Raw genomic sequence first — 23,608 nt, 5'->3', positions numbered from 1 at the left:
TTGGGGTAAAATGACTTTACCGGTTTAATTTGAAACGGTTAAACAGCACCATACGTATAAATCCAGAGTGTTATACATATGTTGGCTTGTACAAGGTTTTTTTTTTCGTGTGTGGGCATGTATTTAGCTTTATAGTTTAGTTTTGATTAAGGGTCATAAGAGAGGACGACACGCCTATGGAGCAACCGGAGCAACCCCGCGTTTGGCCGGAGCGGTTCAAGCGATTTTTTCTTAACAACAAGTTTGTCCTGTTTCTACTGATTCTGCTGTTGGTGGGACTGAACGTGATGGTTCTGACCAAAGTATCCTTTGTTCTTCATCCGCTCGCAGTACTCATCAAAACCATTGTGTTACCTATTATTCTGTCAGGCATACTCTACTATCTGCTGAATCCGATTGTGGATGTGATGGAAAGATGGAAAATCAAGCGTGGCTGGTCCATTCTGATTCTCTATCTTGCAATTGGAGGCATTCTGACGGTCGTTGTGCTGGCAGTCATTCCAGTTGTGCGTAACCAGATTGTAGGACTAATTGAAAACTTTCCAACGTACAGTGAGACGGTAAAACAGCAATTTGAGGAACTCACGGGCAGCCAACTGTTCGGTCAGTTCCAGGAAACGGTGAATCTGAATTCGCAGGACTGGTGGGGAACAATCTCCCAAAAGGCTACTGAAATTCTGAACTCGACCTGGACCAAATTGGGCGGATTCCTCGGAGCTTTCACGGAGACCGTGCTGTCCATCGTAACGGTTCCGTTCATTCTGTTCTATTTGCTGAAAGACGGCAAGAAGCTGCCAGCTAAAATTTTGTCTTTCCTGCCGATCAAGAGTCGTACAGGTGCAATGCATGTGCTGGAAGACATCAATCACCAGATCAGTTCATTCATTCGTGGACAGATTATCGTCAGCTTCTGCATCGGTATTCTGCTCTACATCGGTTATATGGTCATTGGTCTGGATTATGCACTGATTCTTGCCATTATCGCATCGTTCACGAGTGTTGTTCCGTATCTGGGACCTGCAATTGCGATTACACCAGCATTGATCGTGGCACTCGTCACTTCCCCGGTGATGCTGCTGAAAATGGTTGCCGTATGGACGATCGTACAGTTAATTGAAGGTAAATTCATCTCACCACAGATCATGGGTAAAACGCTGAAAATCCATCCTATCACGATTATCTTTGTCATTCTGACTTCGGGTAATCTGTTTGGAGTCGTGGGCATTCTGCTCGCTGTTCCAGGATACGCGGTGCTGAAAGTATGTGTATCGCATATCTTCAACTGGTTCAAGGACAGATCGGGCCTTTACGATCCAAACAAGAACAATCTTTTATAACCAAAGTGGCAAGTTCCAATGGATAGTTAATCAGAAGATTTAGTCACTTTTTATTTTGTACAAAACGGTACCCTTACCAAGAAGAACCCCCGTCCATCGGTGGTCAAGACCCCATTTAGTAGACATTATAAAAAAAACCCTAGGCTGCAAACTGGCGTCGGTACTCTACCGGCGTCAGTTTTTTTAGTTTCCGTTGTGGTCGTTTTCGGTTGTAAAAACGGATATACTTTTCGATTTTGCTTTGTGCTTCGGTAAGCGTTCGGATATGATAAGGATAGAGTCCTTCCGTTTTGAGATGCGAGAAGAAACTCTCCATCGAGGCATTGTCATAACAATTTCCTCGGCGAGACATGCTGATTTGGGCGCCAACCTTTGGCAGCATGTCGTGGTAAGCATGAGATGTGTACTGGAATCCCTGGTCGCTGTGAACGACTAGTCCGGTCACGTCTGTTTGCTTCGCAAACGCCTTGCTGAATGTGCGGAGCACCAGTTCATTGTCATTGCGTTCGCCTATTTCGTAGGCCACAATTTCGTTATTAAACAGATCCTTTATGGCTGAAAGATATATCCAGCGCTCTCCCACACGATACTGGGTAATGTCCGTGACCCATTTCTGATTCGGTTTTTCTGCACTGAAATCTCGCTTCAAGCGGTTCTCTGCTACACGCTGCGCAGGTGCATACGAGCTGTTGGAGCGCCGTTTACGACGGATTCGAGATTGAATACCGAGCATTTGCATCAGGCGTAGCACCTTTTTGTGGTTCATCCAAATCCCCTGATCTTGCCAAAGGAACAACTGGAGCTGCCGATAACCATATTTGCCTTCATATCGTTGATACGTTTGAAGCACCTGTTTCTTCGCCTTTGCGTCGCGATCGAATCGTTTACGTTTTACATAGGCATAAAATCCACTCCGTGACACGCCAAACACATCACAAAGTTTCTGGATATCCCCGTATGCCGCTACTTTTTCTATGATCTGAAATCTTTCTTGTTTGCTTCCTCCTTCCAGATTACCAAGCACTTTTTTAGCAACTCATTCTCCCGTTTCAGTTTTTGCACATAGCGTTCTTGATCCAAATATTCTTTCCGTCGACCTCGCTGATCCATCAGTCCAAACTCGCCTTGTTCCCGGTGTTTTCGCATCCAGCGTTTCATTCGTCCCGGGTCATGAATTCCCAAATGTTCATTGATCTTTCGGTAAGTCCAGCCCTCAACCGTATGCAGACGAATAGCCTCTTTTTTTATCTTCTCCGAATACGTTTTATACTTTTGTCCTTTAATCGCCATAAAAAAATGCACCCCCTAGAATTTCATCGGCTAAACCCAGGGGTTTTTCCAATGTCTATTCTAAGGGGTGCACTCCATCGGCATATAGCCGAGAGGCGGGGGTTCTTCTTCATGAACAAGCTTGGCTGCTGCCTAGCTGTGTTTGATATGCTGGAGCGTTTGCAGGAAAATCTGCTCAATGTGAGCATCATCCAGAGAGTAGTACACGGTCTTACCTTCCTTGCGCCGCTTGACAATCCGCATGTTGCGGAGTGAACGCAGCTGGTGTGAAATGGCCGACTGTCCCATGTCGAGCAGAACCGTCAGGTCATGAACACATAATTCCTTCTGTAACAGCGCATCAATAATACGTAGACGTGTGGGGTCGCTGAATGCCTTGAACCAATCTGCCATCTCGGAAGACGTCTCCCGATCTATGAGTGAAGTGCGAATCGTCTGCACGTCGGCTTCAGTGCCTGAGCAGGCTGCATCACATTCGCTTGGTGCTTTAACCGGTTGTTCCATTTCCTATCACCGCCTATGTTAACAACTATAGCTCTATTATATCCAAAACCCGCCTAAAGCGAAATGATTACTATTAGCATAATCTGTATGAAAAATCAACAACGATTGTTGACACTCATGTTTAGGCGTGCATATAATAGGGGTAACCAAACATATGAATGAGTGCTCATATATTGAATACAATTGAAATATAACATCGTTTTTTGTACTGCAAAGGGGAGAATTCACATGGGAACCGGACAGGAACAGGTGAAAAGGGAACTGCTGCTTGATGGACTGGATTGTGCGAACTGCGCATTAAAGATCGAGAATGGCGTCAAAAAAATTAAGGGCATTAACGAATGCTCTGTCAATTTTGTTACCAAAACATTATCGCTACACACCACTTCTGATATGGATGAACAGGTAGTGGAAGAAGCAAAGCGCAAAGTGCTTCGGCTGGAGCCGCATATTCGCATTTCGGAAAAAGGAAAACACGTGAACGGACATGTGCACACCCATACAGATACAGGGAGTGCAGCTGGTGCGCATAACCACAGTCATGACCATACCGGACATGATCATGGACACTCACATTCACATGGCAAACACTCGCATACTCATGATCACTCAGATTCAGAGGGACACACACATGGTCATGTGCATGAGCACGGAGGTCATGCTGGACATGATCACAGCCATACGCATGATGATGCCCATGCAGGCCACTCGCATGAACATGGTGCAGGACAGACAAAAGTGTTGCTTGCTCGTCTTGCTGCAGGTTCTGTGTTGCTCGCAGCCGCAATCTGGTCGCCGCTGGAGGGCTGGGCACAGTTTACTCTATATGCGCTCGCATATCTGATTGCCGGGGGAGATATCGTGCTCCAGGCGTCCAAAAACATCATCCGCGGTCAGGTATTCGATGAATACTTCCTGATGTCCGTCGCTACCTTGGGTGCCTTTGCGATTGGAGAGTATCCGGAAGGGGTAGCGGTCATGCTCTTTTATCAGCTCGGTGAGCTGTTTCAGGGCATGGCGGTTAATCGGTCACGCAAGTCTATTCAATCGCTCATGGACATTCGCCCGGACTACGCGAATATCCTGACGGATTCGGGTGACGAGACCCGGCGTGTATCTCCGGAAGACGTACGGATTGGTGATCGTATTGTCGTGAAAGCAGGAGAGCGAGTACCGCTGGATGGTATCGTTAGAGCTGGGCGTTCCATGGTGGACACTTCTGCTCTGACAGGTGAATCGGTACCTCGTGAATTGGAGCCCGGTAGTGATGTACTGAGTGGATTTGTGAACAAAAATGGTATGTTGACGATTGAAGTGACCAAAACGTTTGGTGAGTCAACGGTATCCAAAATTTTGGACCTGGTGCAGAACGCGAGCAGCCGGAAAGCGAAAACAGAGCATTTTATTAGTAAATTCGCCCGTTATTACACACCGGTTGTTGTTATCCTTGCAGCCGTGATTGCATTTGTTCCGCCGTTGATACTTAGTGGTGCAACATTTGCTGACTGGATCTATCGTGCATTGGTCTTCCTGGTTATCTCATGTCCTTGTGCGCTGGTCGTTTCTATTCCACTTGGATTCTTTGGTGGTATCGGAGCAGCTTCACGTAACGGGATTCTTGTCAAAGGTAGTAACTACCTTGAAGCATTGAACGATGTGAAAGTTGTTGTTTTTGATAAAACGGGTACACTAACCAAAGGTGTATTCAAAGTAACAGCCATTCGTCCCGAAGGTGGACGTACGGAAGATGAACTGATGGAGCTGGCAGCCATCGCGGAAGCCAATTCCAATCATCCGATTGCCGAATCCATTCGCGCAGCTTGGGCCAAAGCCATTCCCACGCAAGGTGTGGAAGGTTATGACGAAGTTGCCGGACATGGGATTAAGGTGAGTGTGGATGGTCGGGAAGTGCTGGCAGGCAACGCCAAATTAATGAAGCAGGCGGGTATATCCTATACCACACCAGATACGGCTGGAACGATAGTCCACGTGGCTGAAGCTGGCACGTATGTTGGTCATCTGATCATTGCCGATGAAGTGAAGGATGACGCAGCCGCTGCTATTCAGGCGCTTAAGAAACTCGGCATCCGCAGAACGGTCATGCTGACAGGTGATGCCAAAGCCGTGGGTGAAGCGGTGGCACGCGAGCTGGGTGTGGATGAGGTCTACGCTGAATTGCTGCCACAGGACAAAGTCGAACGGCTGGAGCAACTGGAAGCTGCCAAATCTCCGAAGGAGAAAATGATGTTTGTCGGTGACGGTATCAACGATACACCTGTGCTGGCACGCGCCGATGTGGGTGTGGCCATGGGTGGACTTGGTTCAGATGCCGCGATTGAAGCGGCAGATGTGGTCATCATGACCGATGAACCGTCAAAACTTGCGAGTGCAATCCGCATTGCGAAGCGTACACGAATGATTGTATGGCAAAATATTGCGTTTGCTCTAGGGGTTAAAGCGATCTTCCTGTTACTTGGTGTGTTCGGCATAGCTACCATGTGGGAAGCGGTATTCTCCGATGTCGGTGTCACGGTGCTGGCTGTCCTGAACGCCATGCGTGTACTTCGTGTGAAGAATATCTAAGTTTACGAAACGATCCAGGCGGCTCTTCGTATATACGTAGAGCCGTTTTTATATTTTTTCAAGGCATTATGTAGATAAGTCTAACCAGACATTTACACGAGAACGGAGAGGACAGAAATAACCTGAAGAAGCGAAGCTACAAGTTTTCTGTAAGAAAACTACTTCGAAAGAATACACTAGGCCTAAAAGCTTTCTGAAAGAAAGCTACATCGGCAGGTTATTCTGTCATCGGAGTGTCAGTGTAAAGCAGGTCTATGGAAGACAACAGTGAAGGGGAGAACGTTTTGACAGGAGCAGTAGTAGGGATCATCATTGGAGTGTGTTATTTCATTCTGGGGTTCATGGTGTTCAAAAAACCACCGAAAATGATTAACGGAATATATGGTTATCGGACCCCGCGTGCAATGAGTAATCCCGAGTTGTGGGATGAAGCGCAAAGTTATAGCGCTAATCTGATGATGCAATTTGGTGTGATTATCACGATATTCGGCATTATCGGTTTCTGGCTTACAGATGTACGAGCTTTGGTTCTGAGTCTGGTTGCTACAGGATTCTATACGTTTAGACTGTTTACCAGAGTGGAAGGCCGTCTGAAGCAAATGCAACGTGCACAACAGCAACAGAATGAGCAGAACGCTTAAGGTAAGATTAGTGAATAGGTATAGAGAAGAGGACTCGCGTGTGAAGCGGGTCTTTTTTTGTTGAAGATAGAGAATGGAAGTCGATGTTAAACTTGCTAAGACTTCATACATAAAATCTAACGTTGACGTTAACGTTAATATTATATATAATTATGTACATAACATTATAGACATATGGAAGAGGTGAGGGAAATGAGTTTATATAAAATCGACGACGTAGCCAAGGAATGTGGTTTGACCAAGCGAACCATTCGGTATTATGAAGAGATTGGTGTCATGCCTTCACCTCAGCGGACAGATGGCGGGACGCGTTTGTACACTCGGGAGGATATCGATTATCTGAAGAAGGTGGTTCGCGCCAAAGAGGTACTTGGATTCTCCCTTCAGGAGTTACATACCTATGTGGCAACGGCAGATGCCTTGAACGAACAACGTTTTGACTACCAGCAGACGACCGAAGTAAGAGAACGGATCGAGAAGCTTACCGCGATGGAAACAACGCTGGATGGTCAGTTGCAACTGATTGAGCAGAAACTTCAGAGCATACATGCCGTACAGACTGAACTGAAAGAGCTGCGTGAACGCGTTCGGAGCGGTATTCAGAAGTTACAGGCACATGATCCGCAGGGTGATGAAGACGGCTAACCGAATTAGCATCTAACGTTTAATAAACAAAACTGTATACACATAATCGCTACATGGAGTGAGCACCATAGTACCTGTGGCGATCCTGTACAAACACCGGATGTTTCGGTGTCATTTGTGCCGTTTTGTTACCTCTAATTCTGAAAATGTATAGAATGTTTTCATGGTTTTTCACGTCATTTTCAAATATAAAGTTTCACCACATAAATTATTCACAGGAGGAATTACGTATGAAAAGAGAGCCATCATTACCGGACGAATTGCCGTCATCACGTGGGGGCCTGTTATCCCAACCGCGAGCGGTATGGGCGGTAGCCTTTGCGTGTATCATATCCTTTATGGGTCTGGGTCTGGTTGACCCGATTCTACCTGCGATTGCAGATCAGCTGCATGCTTCGAAAAGCCAGGTGTCACTGCTGTTTACCAGTTATAACGCTGTAACCGGGGTAGCGATGCTGATTACAGGTGTCGTATCCAGCCGGATTGGTGTGAAGTGGACGCTGCTTAGCGGCATATTGCTGATTATTGTCTTCTCTTTCCTCGGCGGTACCTCAGACACGGTAGGTGCACTGGTTGGTTACCGTGGCGGTTGGGGGCTTGGTAATGCCTTGTTCATCGCAACGGCGTTATCTGCCATTGTGGGACTTTCCACGTCGGGGACAGCCAAAGCGATTATTTTGTACGAAGCAGCACTTGGTCTTGGGATTGCGGTTGGACCGCTGCTTGGTGGTGAACTAGGTTCCATCTCTTGGCGCGGCCCGTTCTATGGGGTGGCTGTCCTGATGGCGATTGCCTTTATCAGCATTACATTTATGCTGCCCAAGATGGCCAAACCGAAAACACGCAGTTCTTTGTCCGATCCATTCAAAGCATTAAGTTATCCTTCATTAAAAACATTGGCGATTACCGCCTTCCTGTATAACTTTGGTTTCTTTACCTTGATGGCTTATTCACCATATGTCATGAATTTGGATGAGCACGGCCTGGGTTACGTATTCTTTGGCTGGGGACTGATGCTGGCGATTACGTCGGTATTCGTGGCACCAAGATTACAACGCCGATTCGGATCGGTTCCGTCCATGAGTGTCATGCTTACATTGTTCGCGATTGATCTGGTTGTTATGGCAGTAGGTACGGTGATGGGTTCACCAACTACCGTTATTGTTGCAGTCATTGTAGCGGGGATTTTCCTTGGAATTAACAACACATTGATTACAACGGCTGTTATGGAAGCTGCACCTGTAGAGCGTTCTGTTGCTTCCGCTGCATACAGTTTTGTCCGTTTCCTGGGTGGTGCACTTGCTCCATGGCTTGCAGGTAAATTGTCCGAGTGGTTCCTGCCGGAAACGCCGTTTTATTTTGGCGCATTAATGGTTCTGGTTGGAGTCGTGGTACTGCTGGTGCGCCGTCATCATCTGCGGGATATCGATTCCGCCATTACATCTCATTAATTCACAGGAGGAATTGCAATGCTGAAACGTATATTGGTTGCTGTTGATGGTTCGGATCATGCGCACAAAGCTTTGGAGCAAGCACTGATTCTGGCTGAAGATATGAAACAACCCCCAAGTCTGTTGATCGTGCATGTGAATCCGGCTATCTCTATCAATGAACCTGCATTGGGTGTTGATCTGGAAGCTCGGATTGCCGAAGAAGGGCAGCATATCATAGAGCCAGTGACCAGACAGTTGTCTGGACGGGACGTTCCATATGAGACATTGCTAATTGCGGGTGATCCCGTTAATGAGATCTGCCGTGTGGCGCGCGAACGAGATTGTGGAATGATTGTGATGGGTACAGGCGGGAAAGGCATGCTGGCAGAGATGATCGTGGGCAGTGTCAGTCATGGCGTGTTAAAACATGCAGAATGCCCCGTCCTGACGGTTAAATAAGTTGTGAAATCCTTTATAATGCAATAGCTCAAGATCGCCACAATGGCTCATCAGGTACGTTACAAGCTATGATTGCCGAATACCTTAGTGGGTTGAGGGCATGGAAATAGTGTATAAATAGATTATATAAATTAAACTGAACTTTTACATGAGACAGCGATTGGTAGGTTGTTCTGTCATCGAAGTGGCAGTGTAATATTCTTAAGTTCAATAGGTTCTAAAAGGATGGAGGATGCAGCATATGAAAAAACAACATCTGTTTATCGGTGGCAAACCGGCCGAATCCGTAGATTATAAAACACTTCAAGCACCATACTCCGGGGAAACGCTCGCAGAAGTCTCGTCGGCTTCAGCAGAGGAAGCGGAGGCTGCTGTTGCAGCTGCCGTTCAGGCTGGGAAGGCAATGCGCCAGATGCCTGCACATCAGCGTGCAGATATTCTGTACAAGTTGTCCTCCATGCTTGAAGAACGCAAGGAAGAAGCAGCGCGAATCATTGCGCTTGAAGCGGCAAAGCCAATTACCGCAGCACTGGCAGAGGTTGACCGGACGGTGGAAACGTATCGTTTTGCCGCCGAAGAAGCCAAACGGCTGACCGGAGAGACGGTTCCGATGGATTCAGCGAAAGGTGGAGAAGGACGTATCGGCTATACGATGCGGCAACCTCTAGGCGTCATCGGTGCGATTACACCGTTTAATTTTCCAATGAATCTGGTAGCCCACAAGGTAGGCCCAGCATTGGCAGCAGGCAATACGATTGTTCTCAAACCTGCGGAGCAGACGCCTCTGTCCTCCTATTACATTGCAAATCTGCTGCAGGAAGCCGGATTGCCGGATGGTGCACTGAACGTGGTGAGCGGTGATGGCAAAACGATTGGTGATGTGCTTGTGGAGCACCCCCGTGTTGCTCACATTACGTTTACAGGCAGTCCAGCGGTAGGCACGAGCATTCGTAGCAAAGCAGGACTCAAACGCGTGACACTGGAGCTTGGGTCGAATGCAGCGGTGATTGTGGATAAGGACGCAGACCTGAATAAAGTGGTTCCTCGATGTGTGACCGGTGCTTTCACGTATCAGGGACAGGTATGTATCTCGCTACAGCGAATCTACGTACATCGCGACATCTCGGAAGAATTCATCCGACGTTTCGCTGAAGCGGCTAAACAAGTGGTGGTTGGAGACCCGCTGAGCCCGGATACGGTGGTCTCTGCGCTGATTACCTCCAAGGATGTACAGCGTACACTCGACTGGATTGAAGAAGCCAAACAGGCCGGGGCTGAAGTGGCAGCAGGCGGTCAAGCTGAAGGAGGCGTTCTGCGTCCAACGGTACTGATTAACGTTCCACGTGATGCCAAGGTATCCTGTCAGGAAGTGTTTGCACCCATCGTTGTGATCAATACGGTAGATTCCGTTGAAGAGGGTATTGAACATGTTAACGATTCGATATACGGGCTTCAGGCAGGGGTATTTACAAACGATATTCATACCGCCCTCCATGCTGTCGATCAGATCGAAGCAGGTGGAGTTATGATTAATGATATTCCCACATTCCGAGTGGATCACATGCCCTATGGTGGGGTGAAACAGAGTGGTATCGGACGTGAAGGTGTAAAATATGCTGTAGAGGAAATGACGGAATTGAAATTTGTTATGTTTAACAAAGGGTGATTCTCTTCCATTATTTTACTCGATATAACCTATGCCAATGAAAACATAACCACACACTCCTGTGCCAGAATAATGGCACAGGTTTTTTTATATGAAGATCATGGAAGAAGTTTTTAAAAATACATGCGGATTCTTAGCCGACTGCGGGTTCACATCTGATGAGACGGGTATAACATAGTTAACATACCGCAACATAACTGACCAAACGCCGCTCATATCACCGAAGCATGATGTACCCATCCAGAGCACGAGCGGAATGAAGCGGTACAGCATTGCCGAAAGTCTTATATTCTCTCATTATTCAAATACAATGCAGTATGAATTAAGCCTGAACTCTAGAGTTGCAGGACAGGCAGGAGGTGTATTCAAATGGCATATTCCATGGTTGATGTATCGGGAATGTCAGGCGTAAGTCTGAACGAGCTGAGCCAGTATGCGGAGACAGGTCTTCTGAATCCGGCTTTTGGGGATGTAGATGCGGACATCTATTATGAAAAGCAGGAGTTGTTGAGACTCCAGCAAATCCTTTTCTGTAAGGAAGTAGGTATGAAGGAGAATGAGATTGCCCCGATGCTCCGGGATAATCCTCAGGATGTCATACGCATCATGAAGCAGCATCGCATTGATATTCTGGGGAAGGCACTCCGTCTGCATGGATTGATTCAGACACTGGACAAAACGATCTCTCATTTGCAAGGTGAACAGGAAATTGATGAACATGATCTTTATATCGGTTTTGTAAATAAGGGGCGTCACCAGTTGCTGAATGAATCGGGTTCTAACCCTGTAGTCAATAATGATATGAACCATGTGCAGACAGAGGGTGTTCAGAGGTCCGACATCCAATCTTCTAATTCATCCACATTGCCTGAAAATCAGGAGATGAAATCGAAAGAAGATTATCTGGATTCCCAGGCGAAAATTGATCAGGTTCATCTCGACTTGCAACAGGCCATTGAGGATGGATTGGAGCCCGGTAGTGCGAAAGTACAACAGATTATTGGCAGGCATCTTGAATGGATCAAAGGTTATTATACACCCACCGCTGAGATCTATCGGGATTTGGCCAATCTGTATGTAGAGCATAAAAATTTCCGTCAGATGTATGATGGTTACCACCCGAGGCTGGCTGAATTCCTGCGGGATGGGATGATGATTAAAGCGGAACATGATTTATCCTAGATGCATAAAGTAACATGGGCGAGCAAGAACATGGGTGTGAATCATAATGGATAACAAAGAGCGCAGACCTCTGAGAGGACTGCGCTCTTTGTTATTACGGGTTCTTCATCATCGTATGTGATGAGACTCCGATCACCTTATTCATCATTTCCTAAAGGGGTATGGTTGCCTCCAACTGCTCTGTGAGCAGGCTTACGGCTTTCTCCAGGAAGACGCGGTCTTCGTCGTCAAAACGGTTTTTGATCGGGCTGTCGATATCCAGCACCCCGTACAGTTCGCCGTTTTTGATAATAGGTACGACAATCTCACTGTTCGATGCTGCATCACAGGCAATGTGGCCTGGGAAGGCATGAACATCATCCACGACCAGGGTACGTTTTTCCGCAGCAGATGTGCCACATACACCACGTCCCAATGGGATTCGGATACAGGCAGGCAGTCCTTGGAATGGCCCGAGGACCAGTTCTTTTCCATCATACAGATAGAAGCCGACCCAATTGGTGTCGGTCATAAATACATTGAGCAGCGCAGCAGCGTTTGCCAGATTGGCAATCGCACTAGGTTCATCGCGGATCAGAGCACTTAACTGTCCCAGGACGGCGGTGTGCTGCTCACTTCGTGTTCCTTCATAGGAAACAGCTTGAAACATGGTAAATCACCCTCCCGAGCAAAATGGTACTTATTTTCAAGATAGTGCAGAGGATGCGGTTAGTCAAGCGGAGGATTTCGGAAAGGGAAGGGAATACCTGAAGAATCCTCCTGTTTCTCAGCTTCTTGCGTGGGGTAATTACTTAGCAACCACGGAGGGCTATAACCCGGGAAGGAGCTTGGCTTATGCATGCAGAGGTACAGAATCTTTTTGTACGGATTCATCTACTACATTTCGCGCAAAATCAGGATTTGAACGTTAGCGAGGCACTGCCCCTATTGGAAGAACGGGGATATCGCGTTGGAGAGCGGGAGATCAAGCAGGAGCTTGAACACCTGACACAGGAGAACTTCCTGACCGCCCACGGGGACCAATGGAGCCTGACCGGGACTGGCATCGAAGAATTCAAGGAAATCACGGCTGTGTTTGGCCGGGTTAGTGATGAATTACTGGGGAAGGGCAAGAAAACGTCCAAAGCTTAAAATTCATTTGGACAAGCCATGATTCCGTAATTCACTCAAACTTGAATGGATCCATACGTACAACAAGACCGGGAGCGAAATTGGCCCGGTTTTTTGACGTGTGTGCATGACTGAATAGTTGCCATTCGGCGCAGGTTATGATTAGATGACTAGTGAATATTATGGTCTGCGGAGATAGATCGGATCGGAGTGTCTTTATATGTATAAATGCAAAGGAAGAATTCCCGAAATGGAGACTGCGCGGCTTCGTCTGCGTAAAATGCGTCGCCGGGATGCGGCCCAGATGTTCGCATGCTGGTCAGATCGCGAGGTGACCCGTTACATGAATCTTGCACCTATGATTGGGACAAGCGAAGCGGCGGACATGATTGGACTGCTCAACCAAATGGCAGGAGAAGAGGATGCGATCCGCTGGGGGATCGAACTCAAAGAAACAGGCAAGCTTATCGGAAGTTGTGGCTTTAACACATGGCAGCTTGAAGGCGCATTCCGGGGCGAAATCGGTTATGAGTTGGGACGTGACTATTGGCGCTACGGTTATATGACGGAGGCTTTCTCGGCATTGCTGCCCTTTGGGTATGAGACCATGGGTCTTAATCGAATTGAAGCGCTGGTTGATCCGCGTAATCTGGCGTCTGGCGAGTTCCTGACGAACCGTGGCTTCACGCGGGAAGGATTGCTGCGTCAGGTGCAGCATACATCCACCGGTTATAAAGATATGGTGATGTATTCCATGTTGTATGATGAGTTCCTTCGCAAGAAAGGTAAATAAAAGAGACAATATATAATTGTTTTTAAATTTACACGTAAACGAAGAAACAGAACAAAGCTGGAGAAGCGAAGCGTTCGCCTTTATCACCGGATTTCTCCTTTAGAGAGGAGAAGAAAAAATTTGGGGATAACAGCGATCGGAAGCTTGTTCTGGTTCGTAGTAGATGTGTAAATTTAACGTACCAATTATATAGAGAACAAAGAGAGAAGGGTTTGTGTGAATGCAACTGGAGGTTTAAAGCGCAGTTTCATCTTGACGGGGCTGTTGCTCGCGACATTTCTGTCAGCGATTGAAGGCACCGTAATTGGTCCGGCAGGGCCGACCATTGTCAGTGAGCTGGGGAGCGTACAGCTGCTGAGCTGGATTTTCACCGCATACCTGTTGACGATGGCTGTGAGTACGCCCATTTTCGGTAAAATCAGTGACCTGTATGGACGAAAGCCTGTATTTCTTATTGGCTGTGCCTTATTTTTACTGGGTTCACTCTTGTGCTGTTTGTCGCAGAACATGGAGCAATTAATTATTTTTCGTGCCATTCAAGGGATCGGTGCGGGTGCGGTAGTTCCTGTTACATTTACGATTATCGGGGACATCTACGCCATTGAAGAACGTGGCAAAATCCAGGGCTGGATTAGCTCCGTGTGGGGCATTTCCTCTCTGGCGGGACCGCTGCTTGGCGGTTATTTTGTAGATAATCTGGGCTGGCAGTGGATCTTTGGTTTTAATGTGCCGTTCGGTCTGCTTGCGATGTGGTTTGTATTTCGTTATTTGAAGGAAGATATCTCACCGCGTACGGCCAAAATTGACTATGTCGGTGCGCTGACCTTCACGGTGGGCATTACCGCATTGCTCTTCGTCCTGTCGGCGGGTGGGCAGTATTATGCCTGGAGTTCTCCGTTGATTGTTGTGCTGAGTGTGGTCGCCGCTCTGTTTATCATTTTATTTTTCGTGGTGGAAAAAAGAGCTCAGGCCCCTATGGTTCCACTACATTTGTTCCGAATTCGGGACATCCGTGTGGCGAATATCGCCGGACTGCTGACCAGTACTTTGATGATCGGCCTGACCAGTTATTTGCCGCTCTGGGTGCAGGGGGTTCGGGGCGGAAATGCGACGGAATCCGGGCTGCTGCTCGCGCCGATGTCGGTGGGTTGGCTCATTGGTAGTGTGATGGCAGGCCGTCTATTGATGAAAATTGGATCACGGTTGACCGCATTGATTGGGTTAACCGGTATTGCGATCGGATCGGGTGGACTCTTTCTGGTGGGCGGGACATCTCCGCAGGCTGTGCTATTTGTACTGACCTTTATTTATGGTCTCGGTTTCGGATTTGCGTTCACGATCTTCACCATTATTGCGCAGTCTTCTGTAGGATATAAGGAGCGTGGCTCCTCTACGGCATTGCACACGTTCATGCGTACGTTGGGACAGACGATTGGTGCAGCGGCTTTTGGCACTTGGTTAAACTATCGGATCTCCACGTTATCCAGTGAACAGAATCTGGCGGAGGCTGGAATTTCGGAGAATGATCTGAATGAACTGCTCGCACCACATACGGATGCTGCCCTATCAGATGACAAATGGGCGCTACTGCGTAACGTTCTGGAAGGAAGCTTGCATTCCCTGTTTGTCATTATGTTTGTCATTGCACTGGTCTCGTGGGTAACGACGCTTGCTCTACGCAAACGTTTAATTGTACCCGAAGATGCAGATGCTCCACCGCAGCCACAAGGCTCAAAGTAAAAAGAAGATATATATATACGAAAAAATAAGAAAAACCGGATTCGCCGATGTCAGGCAAATCCGGTTATTTTTGTTGATGGCACACGTGCAGTGGACTAGAGTATATTTTCAAACTCAGGCAAGTGATACGTTGGAGGATGTCCGGGTCAAAAGCATTTTGAAGTACTGGCTGGTTGATCCTGGTGAATCGTCCAGACGAATTTCTAAGGAACGGAGGACGTCTTATTTGACCTTCTGCTCCTCTTTATAAATTGTAAGGAACATGAGACACGTTATTTCCCAAAATCACCTGAAAAACACGTTGTAGACGGCTGTTTATTCAAAGATAGCGTGTGTCAGATTCTTTAAAATGCTGCGAGTACTTCAAACCCCTGAATAAGACGTCACAGGTTCGTTAGCCCTCCCGCTTCATATTTGCTCCAGAACATTCAGTTACGTTATGGCTTTCGGCAGGTTTGAAGATACGCTCTAGCTGCTTGCTGATAAACGGTCTGCGGAATGTGCAAGCCTTCCCAAGAGTTCGGACAGCAATTCCTTGTCTTCCTCACTTAGTCCACTTACAGCCCGATCGATCTTCAACGCATAGCCTGGATAAATGTCATCCATGGTGCGCTGTCCTTCTTCGGTCAGTTCCACAAAGATAATACGTCTGTCTTGCGGACAATGTTTGCGGTGTAACAATCCTTTTTGCTCCAGCTTATCAATCACATAGGTAACATTACCACTTTGCAGCAGAAGTTGTGCGCCAACCTGTTGAATCGGCTGAGCTCCTTTCATATATAACACTTCGAGCACCCCGTATGCGGTGGGGTTGAAGCCATGCACTTTGCTTCCGGATACAGCGTGTTCATTCACGCTCTTGAATGTCTGGGCCAAGGTGCGGTACAGATGAAGTGAACGTTCGGTTCCGATTTCTTGTAATTCCAGCATGCTGATCCCGCCTTTTCAGATTAGTTTTATAAGTTGAAATGATGAAGAGTGATCCTCTCCGTTATGCTGTTCATGTAAAAGATAATTTCAACTTATATGAGTTGGTTAGTTATGTTTGACGATTCAGGTTGTCGCCATGGTTTAATTGTAAACTTCTATTTCTACGAAAAACATGCGATATGTCACAAGATTTGCATTTTTAGCATTTAAAATTTGATCATTCATCATGCTGAAAAATCATCCTTCAGATGTCGCTTTTTCTCCGCCTCTGGCAGGAGGTCGAGTAGAGGGCTGCTCTATATAATGAGTTCATACTATGAATTGGAAGATAATGGAGGAGAAGAAGGATGACAAGTGATTTAACGTTTGAAGGACAACGACCGCTGAAGAATAACCGATCTTTTGTAACATTGATGGTGGCACAGGCCATTTCCAATCTGGGTGATTGGCTGCATCTGCTCGCAATCCTGACCCTCGTGGGTATTCGCTGGAATGCAACGCCTTGGGAGATTACATTTGTCACACTTTCCGCAGCACTGCCCATTCTGTTGACAGGGCCATTCGCAGGCACGCTTGCAGATCGCCTGAACCGAAAATGGCTGATGATTGTAGCTGATGGTGCACGGATTATCATCGTGGGTGCGTTAATTTTTGCTGACCAGATCTGGCATGTCTACATACTGCTTGTCCTCAAATCCCTGTTCGATGTAATCTTCTCTCCGGCCAAAAACGGAAAGCTGAAAGAAATTGTACCCCGCGAACAACTTGCGCAAGCTGTATCCATAAGCTCGGTGATCGAACAGATGTCCAAAATTATTGGTCCAGCGCTTGGTGGACTTTTGGTAGCTGCTTTTGGCATTACCTGGTGTTTTGTTCTCGATTCAGCGTCTTTTCTGATCTCCGGCATCATTTTATTGTGGATTCCTGGAACTCGTGTGATCCAAACCGCAATTCATAACGTAACAGAAGTAGAGGAAGAGCCAGCTGGGGATGTTCTCAACCGCCCAAAAGACTCTTTTTGGAAAGAAACACTGGAGGGTATCCGCATGCTCGCATCTCTCCCTTATGTAGGAACGTCTCTGATTTTGCTTGCTTCCGCCATACTTTTTCTGCAATTTGCCGATTCACAGACTGTGGTGTTATTCAGACAACTTCCCGGAATTTCAAGTGATCTGCTGGGATGGTGCGTGGCAGCAAGTGGCGCAGGTACATTAATTGCAGCGATGAGTGTACGGAAGTGGAAGCATGCAGGGCATGTTTTGAAAATGGGTCTGGGTACCATACTCATGGGTCTGGTTATCGGCGGAGCCGGAGTTATTGTTGGGATTTGGCCGCACGCCGGGCTAGGTGCCATTCTGTTGTTAGTATCCCTCTTTGCCCTGGCAGGTGTTGGAATTGGGTTTGCAATTGTCCCCTTTCAGATCCTGTTGCAGGAACAGACACCTGAGGCGATGACAGGCAGGGTGTTTGGAACGGTAGGCAGCGTGATGACAGCCAGTAATATTATGGGCCCGGTGGTAGGCGGATTTATGGTCACCTCATTTGGTGTAGTGCCGGCTTTTGTCTGTTCAGGCATTTTGATGACCCTGCTTGGTTTGATTTATTTGATGAAACGTAGCGGGGAAAAAGCCGATTTGACTGGCTCCATTGAAGCCAAGACGATGATTGCAGGCGACTGAAAACAGGCCGGATCTGCTCAGGTTAGAACAGTTGAAATGAAGGTTTGAATTTACTTCAAATTTTAAGTTTATGATTATAAAGCGTTTGAGTAAACGACTTCACGTTTAATGAGGAACAGGCAGAAATCCCTGTATTCTAATTATTCCTAGGGGAAAACTCATATGCCTTGTCCCACCAACGCATTAGCGGAAAGGGGGTGAAGCAACTTGAATGTAAAGTTACCAAAATCGATTATGCGTCTTGGAAGCATACCACTGGCAATACTCGCCGGGACTTTGATGCTGGGGTTTGGATCGTCACATGTATACGCAGACGAGGCTCAGGTATCTTCTGAAAAACCGTCCAGTGGATTGTCGCTAAATTTGTTTTCACGTGATTCGGATGGCGGGTTGAATCTGACTCCGTCGGTATCGGTATCCACACCACTACTGGATGTTGAAGTTCCGTCGATCAAAGCGAATGAATCGACAGGTAAGCTGAGTGTATCTGAGCTGAAAGTAGATACACCGCTTGGATCGGCCGGAACATCAGAGATTGGGATTGATGCAAAGAAGGGAACGGTCGAACTGCCGTCAGTACAGGCGGATACACCGGTGATCAAAGCCGATGTATCAAGCAGTCAGGTGAACCTGAACGATGGTACAGCTTCCTTGCCTGGCGTTACCGCAGAGGTACCGGAGGTTATCAAAGCAGAGACGTCTGCTGTGAAAACAGACCTTCGGCAGGGTAAGGTTGAATTGCCTTCCGTGAAGGTGGATGTACCTGAAGTTACTTCCGTCAATATCTCTTCATCTCGTGTGGATCTGAGTAAGGGAAATGTCCAGCTGCCATCTGTGAAAGCAGAAGTTCCAGTTGTAGACGTATCCGCTGAACTCAATCCTGATCAGGAAAAGGTGGAGATTCCAAGTGTGAAGCCGGAACGGCCTGTAGTCACTCCGGAACAACCGACGGTCGTCAAAACACCGAATGTTGAAACTTCCAATACGAGTGCGCTCGCAGATCCTGTTTCATCTCAGAACAACGAGGAAGGACAGGACGCATTACAGGTTACGGGGAAAGTGATGGAAGTCACCCCGGAATCAGAAGTACGTCCAGAGCAACCTGTTGTTCCGCAGGCATTGCCTGTGGAAGGAACCGATCTGACGCAGGATTCCGATGTTAGTGCAGGTTTGCCAGACAACGAGTTATTCCTCGTAGATCAGCCATCTGCTGAACCATCTGTCACTGAACAAGTGCAGAGTAACGAGGAAGCCGATCTGAAACAAGATGATGTCGATGCAACATCTCCATTGCTGCCTCGCACAGAACGACCAACAAGTTGGTCTGTTGCAGCAACTTCCCCCGGAGCAGCTAATGCTTCCGCAGGGACAAGCTCCGGTTCGTCAAGTGTAACTGGAGGTGGAGCAACCGCTCCAGCCGCTGCACTTCCGGGAGCAACAACGGGTCTGGTTACGCCAGATTACGATTTTGCTTTCCGAATGGAACGGCTCGATGGATTCAGTCAATGGTCACAGGCACCGCCTGGGCGGCCGCCGCAATATACCTCTTTCTCATAGGCAACAATGGCGTTAATTCAACCAAAATTGAGAAGGAGTGTATATAATCATGAAAAAAGTGAATCGTTGGGTAAAATTGTCGGTATTGTCGGGTACGTTGGTGGCTGGATTGCTGGGAGCTTCGCAGGCAACTTATGCAGATAGCTATAGCAATAACAGCAGTGGTAATCTGGATCTAAATGCAGGTTTGCGCCTGGAACTTGGATCTCTTCTGTCAGGACACCGTGACACAGGTTACGGTAACCATGGTAGCTACGGAGGTTCATCCAGTGCAACTGGAGCATTGAATCTGGATCTTGGCCTTAACGCCGGCTTATCTTCCGAGAGTATGAACCGTTACAATGATCGTTCTTCCGACCACACAGTTGAGCGTAGCAGTTCTGGCAAGCTGGGCCTTGGCCTGAATGCCAATGTGTCGGGAGAAGGTACAACGATGAGCGACTATTCAAGAGGCGGCGATGATCGGAAAGTAAACAGTAGCTATGCGAGTGAAAGCCGTGGAGCGCTAGATCTCGGTCTGAACGTGAATGCGGAAGGCGAGAGTGCATCAATGGCTCAATCCGAACGCAATAACAGCGTGAAAGACGGTGAACGTACCGACAACAGCAGCTACGCGAGCGAAAGCCGTGGCGCACTGGATCTGGGTCTGAACGCAAAAGCAGAAGGAGAGAGTGCAACGATGGCTCAATCCGAACGCAACAACAGCGTGAATGACCGTGAGCGTAACACGAACAGCAGCTATGCGAGTGACAGCCGCGGCGCATTGGATCTGGGTCTGAACGCAAAAACAGAAGGAGAGAGTGCGACATGGACTCAATCCGAACGTACTAACAGCGTGAATGACCGTGAGCGTAACGTAAACAGTAGCACTGCGAGCGAAAGCCGTGGAGCGCTGGATCTGGGTCTGAACGCGAATGCAGAAGGAGAGGGTGCAACGATGACTCAATCCGAACGCAACAATAGCGTGAATGACCGTGAGCGTAACGTAAACAGTAGCACTGCGAGCGAAAGCCGTGGAGCGCTGGATCTGGGTCTGAACGCGAAAGCAGAAGGAGAGAGTGCAACGATGGCTCAATCCGAACGCACTAACAGCGTGAAAGACGGCGAGCGTAATATGAACAGTAGCTATGCGAGCGAAAGCCGTGGCGCACTGGATCTGGGTCTGAACGTGAATGCCGAAGGAGAGAGTGCAACGATGGCTCAATCTGAACGCAACAACAGCATGAAAGACAGCGAGCGTAACGACAACAGCAGCTATGCGAGCGAAAGCCGCGGCGCACTGGATCTGGATCTGAACGTGGATGCAGATGCAGAGAGTGCAACTACTTCCGTGGTGGAGACAAATCGGTAATATGAGATTTTCACTGTAATATGAAGAAGCAGGGGCTCCGGAACCCCTGCTTCTTTTTTATTATAAAATTTGAAATAATATGCAAATAGACAAAAGTTTCAGTGTTATTGTTATAACAGTTGAATGGTACAACTAGTGGGGATTAATGAATGAATAGGGTGAGTGAGATGGAACGAAAAGTAACTAAATTCGGTAATAGTCTTGGATTAACAATGACAGATGCTTTCAAACAAATTGGTCTTGAGCAAGGCGATATGGTTCAAATCGAAGTAAATCAATCCAATGGGGAGATTATTATTAAAAAGTCTACAAAAGTTAATTTGCCTAACGGAATCAGTAGTGATTTTATGGATACATTGGCTGATGTGATGGGTGAATATGATCAAATCTTGAAGGGTCTCAAGGATAGGTGATTATGACCCGGTATTTGAGTATTCAAGAGGTTATTGCGATCAACGTAGCTATGATTAAGCGTTACAGTCCTGAAGAGCAGATTGGAGTTAAAGATTCTGGTCTGCTTGAATCTGCGGTTGTAAGAGCACAATCATCAGCTTTTGGTAACGAAGCCTACCCATCTATATAGAAATGCTCAAAATGATCAAACACACAGCCCGCAACTCGATTACAATAAACATAAAGAATGAAATAAACGCCTGATCAGAACAGGGAGTGAATGATATGGGAACGGAATATAAAAGCACGGAAGTACAGGAGTCCATATTGGACGTACATATTACAGAGGCAGGATACGAGCCGGGACAATCAACCATACGCAATATTCGAATGAATGTGGCGCGAGGAGAGCTGGTAGGTATTATCGGACCAAATGGTGCGGGCAAAAGTACCACAATCAAAACGCTTCTTGGTCTGCTGGAACATGCGAACTATGAAGTTACGATTGGCGGAGATGGTCGTTATGCTTATATTCCGGAGCAACCGGTTTTTTATGAATACATGACGCTATGGGAACATCTTGATCTGGCCGCAGCGGCGTATGAAATGGAGGAAGAAGCTTTTGGTGCCCGAGCGGAGGAACTGTTGGTTCGTTTCGGTATGGACCACGTTCGAAATGATCTTCCAGCCAGTTTCTCAAAGGGCATGCGGCAGAAAATGATGTTGATGATCGGATTTCTGTCTTCGCCGGATATCTATATTGTGGACGAGCCTTTCATCGGACTGGACCCTCGTGCAACCAAGGATTTTCTAAAATTACTTGATGATGAACGTCGCCGCGGCGCGGGTGTGCTCATGTCTACGCATGTACTGGATACCGCTGAACGAATCTGCGACCGGTTTATTCTGATTGCTTCGGGCAGATCTGCTGCCGAGGGAACATTGGATGAGATCCGTGAAGCAGCAGGATTGCCGGGACACTCTTTGTTTGATTGTTTCGATGTACTGACGTCTTAGATAGAGAGAGGGTGAGAGAGAATGGAAACTTCCCAGCGTTATACCCCACTTCGTTTATACAGACGAAGACGCAAAGAGCATTTCAAGGAACAGATGAAAAATCTCAGACTCGTCGTGGATTGGACAGTGTGGGTATACCTGCTTGTTCCGGGTCTGCTCTATCTGATTGGATGGTACACGAGTCTGTGGACCAAATCACTGCCTGCATGGGCGACAGGATTACCGCTCCCCGTACTGACTGGGCTGATTGACGTCGTTATGCTTACCGGGGGTGTGTTGATATTTGTGGAGGAAGCGGATGTATTGTTTTTGAAATCAAGACCGTTGTGGATGCGCACGTTAATGAGGCAAGGGCTCTACCGGTCCTGTCTGCAACATCTGGGCAAAATGATCCTGATTACAGCGCTGACCGCACCCCTGTGGTCCCGTGTATATGAGATGTCGAATCTCCAGATTGCACTTATGGCTGTCTGGTTTGGTGCAGTAGCTTCATTCCAAGTCATAACACTACATATGACAAAGGTTCGACATACAGGATGGCGACGCTGGATTCAGATGATCCCTCTCGTCATTGGCATGGGTTACATGACCATTCATGCGACATCATGGATGCATGGACAGACGTGGAAAATCAGTTTTGGAATCGTAATTATCATGCTTCTTCTAATTACAGTTGGACAGATGAGGCTGTTGATGAAGGGAACGTTTGAAGGGGATGTGCGGGAGGATCTGCGGAGCAGGCTGCAGCTTACAGCTCTAATGTTAAGCCGGGCGGTGAGCAAGCCGAAAGCCCCACGAACACGTTCTATTATCTTCCGCAAACCGCGTAAACTGTTACGCAATCGTTCCATCGCGAATCGGACAGCGGAGATTGCGTTCAAGGCATTTTTCCGGAACTCGGCCACGATGAAATTGTATCTGCAGCTTGGAGGACTGTCCATTGCAGCAGTTGCCTTACCGCCTTTTCCGGTCAATGTCATTGTATGTGCGTTATTAATCATCATGTTGACGGTGATGTTTTATCGTTCCTGGGATGTTTTTGCCACGTCCGACTATGTTCAGCTCATAACGTATGACTCGGAGGCGCTGCATCTTGCAGGTTCAATGATGGTTCGGATGTTGTTCATCCCGATTGGTATTCTTATGGGATTCACGCTGGGATTGGCCTGGCTCGGCTGGATGGTCGGTATTCTGACAGCTGCAGGTGCGGTGGCTTTTGGACTCTGCGTCTTATCTATTGCCGGATGGGTTCGGCTGACCCGGGCCTAGGACATGTCTCAAAAACTCGCTGAAGTTCA

General features: G+C 47.5%; 23 protein-coding genes. 18 read left to right on the top strand and 5 right to left on the bottom strand.

Translation table 11 applies throughout. The features are described from left to right. The first annotated feature begins 176 nt into the window (after positions 1-176). Positions 177-1,337 (top strand): AI-2E family transporter, encoded by a 1,161-nt coding sequence (locus tag ACDJ59_RS22840; protein ID WP_413406018.1) that lies wholly within the window; start codon positions 177-179, stop codon positions 1,335-1,337. A 139-nt stretch (positions 1,338-1,476) separates the two neighbouring features. On the opposite strand, the gene ACDJ59_RS22835 is transcribed toward ACDJ59_RS22840, so the two are convergent. From ACDJ59_RS22835 to ACDJ59_RS22825, 3 genes are all read right to left on the bottom strand, one after another. Then, positions 1,477-2,361, bottom strand: coding sequence for an IS3 family transposase (locus tag ACDJ59_RS22835; RefSeq protein WP_413406016.1), 885 nt, complete (start codon positions 2,359-2,361; stop codon positions 1,477-1,479). Beyond that, positions 2,310-2,627, bottom strand: coding sequence for a transposase (locus ACDJ59_RS22830; protein ID WP_413406014.1), 318 nt, complete (start codon positions 2,625-2,627; stop codon positions 2,310-2,312). Before ACDJ59_RS22830 ends, ACDJ59_RS22835 begins: the two co-directional genes overlap by 52 nt. A 132-nt stretch (positions 2,628-2,759) precedes the next feature. Further along, positions 2,760-3,131, bottom strand: a complete 372-nt coding sequence (locus ACDJ59_RS22825) for an ArsR/SmtB family transcription factor (RefSeq protein WP_036614212.1) — start codon at positions 3,129-3,131, stop codon at positions 2,760-2,762. Between the two features lie 228 nt (positions 3,132-3,359). Between ACDJ59_RS22825 and ACDJ59_RS22820 the strand changes: the two genes are divergently transcribed. From ACDJ59_RS22820 to ACDJ59_RS22790, 7 genes are all read left to right on the top strand, one after another. Next, the gene (locus tag ACDJ59_RS22820; protein WP_413406011.1) at positions 3,360-5,714 is read left to right on the top strand and encodes a heavy metal translocating P-type ATPase; all 2,355 of its coding nucleotides are present in this window, start codon (positions 3,360-3,362) and stop codon (positions 5,712-5,714) included. Between the two features lie 254 nt (positions 5,715-5,968). Further along, positions 5,969-6,355 carry an SdpI family protein gene (locus ACDJ59_RS22815; RefSeq protein WP_074093366.1) on the top strand — a complete coding sequence of 129 codons (387 nt, stop codon included), beginning with the start codon at positions 5,969-5,971 and terminating at the stop codon, positions 6,353-6,355. Positions 6,356-6,547: 192 nt separating this feature from the next. After that, complete coding sequence (locus ACDJ59_RS22810; RefSeq protein WP_413406009.1) at positions 6,548-7,000, top strand: MerR family transcriptional regulator; 453 nt, start codon at positions 6,548-6,550, stop codon at positions 6,998-7,000. A gap of 230 nt (positions 7,001-7,230) precedes the next feature. Continuing rightward, positions 7,231-8,451 carry an MFS transporter gene (locus tag ACDJ59_RS22805; RefSeq protein WP_074093368.1) on the top strand — a complete coding sequence of 407 codons (1,221 nt, stop codon included), beginning with the start codon at positions 7,231-7,233 and terminating at the stop codon, positions 8,449-8,451. Positions 8,452-8,469: 18 nt separating this feature from the next. Further along, the gene (locus ACDJ59_RS22800; RefSeq protein WP_413406006.1) at positions 8,470-8,892 is read left to right on the top strand and encodes a universal stress protein; all 423 of its coding nucleotides are present in this window, start codon (positions 8,470-8,472) and stop codon (positions 8,890-8,892) included. Between the two features lie 241 nt (positions 8,893-9,133). After that, entirely contained in the window at positions 9,134-10,558 is a 1,425-nt protein-coding gene (locus ACDJ59_RS22795) for an aldehyde dehydrogenase family protein (RefSeq protein ID WP_413406004.1), read from the top strand. 369 nt (positions 10,559-10,927) lie between these two features. Beyond that, positions 10,928-11,740, top strand: coding sequence for a MerR family transcriptional regulator (locus ACDJ59_RS22790; RefSeq protein ID WP_413406002.1), 813 nt, complete (start codon positions 10,928-10,930; stop codon positions 11,738-11,740). Between the two features lie 151 nt (positions 11,741-11,891). Here ACDJ59_RS22790 and ACDJ59_RS22785 read toward each other — a convergent pair whose 3' ends face one another. Next, on the bottom strand, positions 11,892-12,389 hold the full coding sequence (locus ACDJ59_RS22785) for a GAF domain-containing protein (protein ID WP_036614172.1): 498 nt from the start codon (positions 12,387-12,389) through the stop codon (positions 11,892-11,894). A 185-nt stretch (positions 12,390-12,574) separates the two neighbouring features. On the opposite strand from ACDJ59_RS22785, the gene ACDJ59_RS22780 reads away from it, so the two are divergent. The 3 genes from ACDJ59_RS22780 to ACDJ59_RS22770 all read left to right on the top strand — a co-directional run bounded on the left by ACDJ59_RS22780 (position 12,575) and on the right by ACDJ59_RS22770 (position 15,383). After that, positions 12,575-12,871 (top strand): hypothetical protein, encoded by a 297-nt coding sequence (locus ACDJ59_RS22780; RefSeq protein WP_076254765.1) that lies wholly within the window; start codon positions 12,575-12,577, stop codon positions 12,869-12,871. Positions 12,872-13,070: 199 nt separating this feature from the next. Then, complete coding sequence (locus ACDJ59_RS22775) at positions 13,071-13,643, top strand: GNAT family N-acetyltransferase (protein WP_413406000.1); 573 nt, start codon at positions 13,071-13,073, stop codon at positions 13,641-13,643. A 216-nt stretch (positions 13,644-13,859) separates the two neighbouring features. Next, positions 13,860-15,383, top strand: coding sequence for an MDR family MFS transporter (locus tag ACDJ59_RS22770; RefSeq protein WP_413405998.1), 1,524 nt, complete (start codon positions 13,860-13,862; stop codon positions 15,381-15,383). A gap of 468 nt (positions 15,384-15,851) precedes the next feature. Here ACDJ59_RS22770 and ACDJ59_RS22765 read toward each other — a convergent pair whose 3' ends face one another. Further along, entirely contained in the window at positions 15,852-16,313 is a 462-nt protein-coding gene (locus tag ACDJ59_RS22765; RefSeq protein WP_017690799.1) for a MarR family winged helix-turn-helix transcriptional regulator, read from the bottom strand. A 347-nt stretch (positions 16,314-16,660) separates the two neighbouring features. Here ACDJ59_RS22765 and ACDJ59_RS22760 point away from each other — a divergent pair, with 347 nt between their 5' ends. From ACDJ59_RS22760 to ACDJ59_RS22730, 7 genes are all read left to right on the top strand, one after another. After that, a complete protein-coding gene (locus ACDJ59_RS22760; RefSeq protein ID WP_413405995.1) occupies positions 16,661-17,992 on the top strand; it encodes an MFS transporter in 1,332 nt (443 codons plus the stop codon). 207 nt (positions 17,993-18,199) lie between these two features. Next, a complete protein-coding gene (locus ACDJ59_RS22755) occupies positions 18,200-19,549 on the top strand; it encodes a hypothetical protein (protein WP_413405993.1) in 1,350 nt (449 codons plus the stop codon). Between the two features lie 49 nt (positions 19,550-19,598). Then, complete coding sequence (locus ACDJ59_RS22750) at positions 19,599-20,900, top strand: hypothetical protein (protein ID WP_413405991.1); 1,302 nt, start codon at positions 19,599-19,601, stop codon at positions 20,898-20,900. A gap of 167 nt (positions 20,901-21,067) precedes the next feature. Then, complete coding sequence (locus ACDJ59_RS22745) at positions 21,068-21,313, top strand: AbrB family transcriptional regulator (RefSeq protein ID WP_413405989.1); 246 nt, start codon at positions 21,068-21,070, stop codon at positions 21,311-21,313. Positions 21,314-21,315: 2 nt separating this feature from the next. Further along, the gene (locus ACDJ59_RS22740) at positions 21,316-21,483 is read left to right on the top strand and encodes a hypothetical protein (RefSeq protein ID WP_413405987.1); all 168 of its coding nucleotides are present in this window, start codon (positions 21,316-21,318) and stop codon (positions 21,481-21,483) included. Between the two features lie 95 nt (positions 21,484-21,578). After that, on the top strand, positions 21,579-22,310 hold the full coding sequence (locus ACDJ59_RS22735; RefSeq protein ID WP_413405985.1) for an ABC transporter ATP-binding protein: 732 nt from the start codon (positions 21,579-21,581) through the stop codon (positions 22,308-22,310). Between the two features lie 21 nt (positions 22,311-22,331). Beyond that, positions 22,332-23,579, top strand: coding sequence for an ABC transporter permease (locus tag ACDJ59_RS22730; protein ID WP_413405983.1), 1,248 nt, complete (start codon positions 22,332-22,334; stop codon positions 23,577-23,579). Positions 23,580-23,608: the final 29 nt, after the last annotated feature.

This window comes from Paenibacillus amylolyticus (genome assembly GCF_047302515.1).
GTDB lineage: Bacteria > Bacillota > Bacilli > Paenibacillales > Paenibacillaceae > Paenibacillus > Paenibacillus amylolyticus_G.
The sequence above is the reverse complement of the archived record's forward strand: the minus strand, read 5'-3'. Positions and strand labels throughout refer to the sequence as shown.

Bases quoted from the DNA above. Each gene is read 5' to 3' on its own strand.
- ACDJ59_RS22730 (WP_413405983.1), top strand. From the start codon at position 22,332: ATGGAAACTTCCCAGCGTTATACCCCACTTCGTTTATACAGACGAAGA.
- ACDJ59_RS22800 (WP_413406006.1), top strand. From the start codon at position 8,470: ATGCTGAAACGTATATTGGTTGCTGTTGATGGTTCGGATCATGCGCAC.
- ACDJ59_RS22795 (WP_413406004.1), top strand. From the start codon at position 9,134: ATGAAAAAACAACATCTGTTTATCGGTGGCAAACCGGCCGAATCCGTA.
- ACDJ59_RS22765 (WP_017690799.1), bottom strand. From the start codon at position 16,313: ATGCTGGAATTACAAGAAATCGGAACCGAACGTTCACTTCATCTGTAC.
- ACDJ59_RS22760 (WP_413405995.1), top strand. From the start codon at position 16,661: ATGACAAGTGATTTAACGTTTGAAGGACAACGACCGCTGAAGAATAAC.
- ACDJ59_RS22790 (WP_413406002.1), top strand. From the start codon at position 10,928: ATGGCATATTCCATGGTTGATGTATCGGGAATGTCAGGCGTAAGTCTG.
- ACDJ59_RS22820 (WP_413406011.1), top strand. From the start codon at position 3,360: ATGGGAACCGGACAGGAACAGGTGAAAAGGGAACTGCTGCTTGATGGA.
- ACDJ59_RS22830 (WP_413406014.1), bottom strand. From the start codon at position 2,627: ATGGCGATTAAAGGACAAAAGTATAAAACGTATTCGGAGAAGATAAAA.
- ACDJ59_RS22745 (WP_413405989.1), top strand. From the start codon at position 21,068: ATGGAACGAAAAGTAACTAAATTCGGTAATAGTCTTGGATTAACAATG.
- ACDJ59_RS22785 (WP_036614172.1), bottom strand. From the start codon at position 12,389: ATGTTTCAAGCTGTTTCCTATGAAGGAACACGAAGTGAGCAGCACACC.
- ACDJ59_RS22775 (WP_413406000.1), top strand. From the start codon at position 13,071: ATGTATAAATGCAAAGGAAGAATTCCCGAAATGGAGACTGCGCGGCTT.
- ACDJ59_RS22740 (WP_413405987.1), top strand. From the start codon at position 21,316: ATGACCCGGTATTTGAGTATTCAAGAGGTTATTGCGATCAACGTAGCT.
- ACDJ59_RS22810 (WP_413406009.1), top strand. From the start codon at position 6,548: ATGAGTTTATATAAAATCGACGACGTAGCCAAGGAATGTGGTTTGACC.
- ACDJ59_RS22780 (WP_076254765.1), top strand. From the start codon at position 12,575: ATGCATGCAGAGGTACAGAATCTTTTTGTACGGATTCATCTACTACAT.
- ACDJ59_RS22805 (WP_074093368.1), top strand. From the start codon at position 7,231: ATGAAAAGAGAGCCATCATTACCGGACGAATTGCCGTCATCACGTGGG.
- ACDJ59_RS22825 (WP_036614212.1), bottom strand. From the start codon at position 3,131: ATGGAACAACCGGTTAAAGCACCAAGCGAATGTGATGCAGCCTGCTCA.
- ACDJ59_RS22815 (WP_074093366.1), top strand. From the start codon at position 5,969: ATGGAAGACAACAGTGAAGGGGAGAACGTTTTGACAGGAGCAGTAGTA.
- ACDJ59_RS22840 (WP_413406018.1), top strand. From the start codon at position 177: ATGGAGCAACCGGAGCAACCCCGCGTTTGGCCGGAGCGGTTCAAGCGA.
- ACDJ59_RS22750 (WP_413405991.1), top strand. From the start codon at position 19,599: ATGAAAAAAGTGAATCGTTGGGTAAAATTGTCGGTATTGTCGGGTACG.
- ACDJ59_RS22735 (WP_413405985.1), top strand. From the start codon at position 21,579: ATGGGAACGGAATATAAAAGCACGGAAGTACAGGAGTCCATATTGGAC.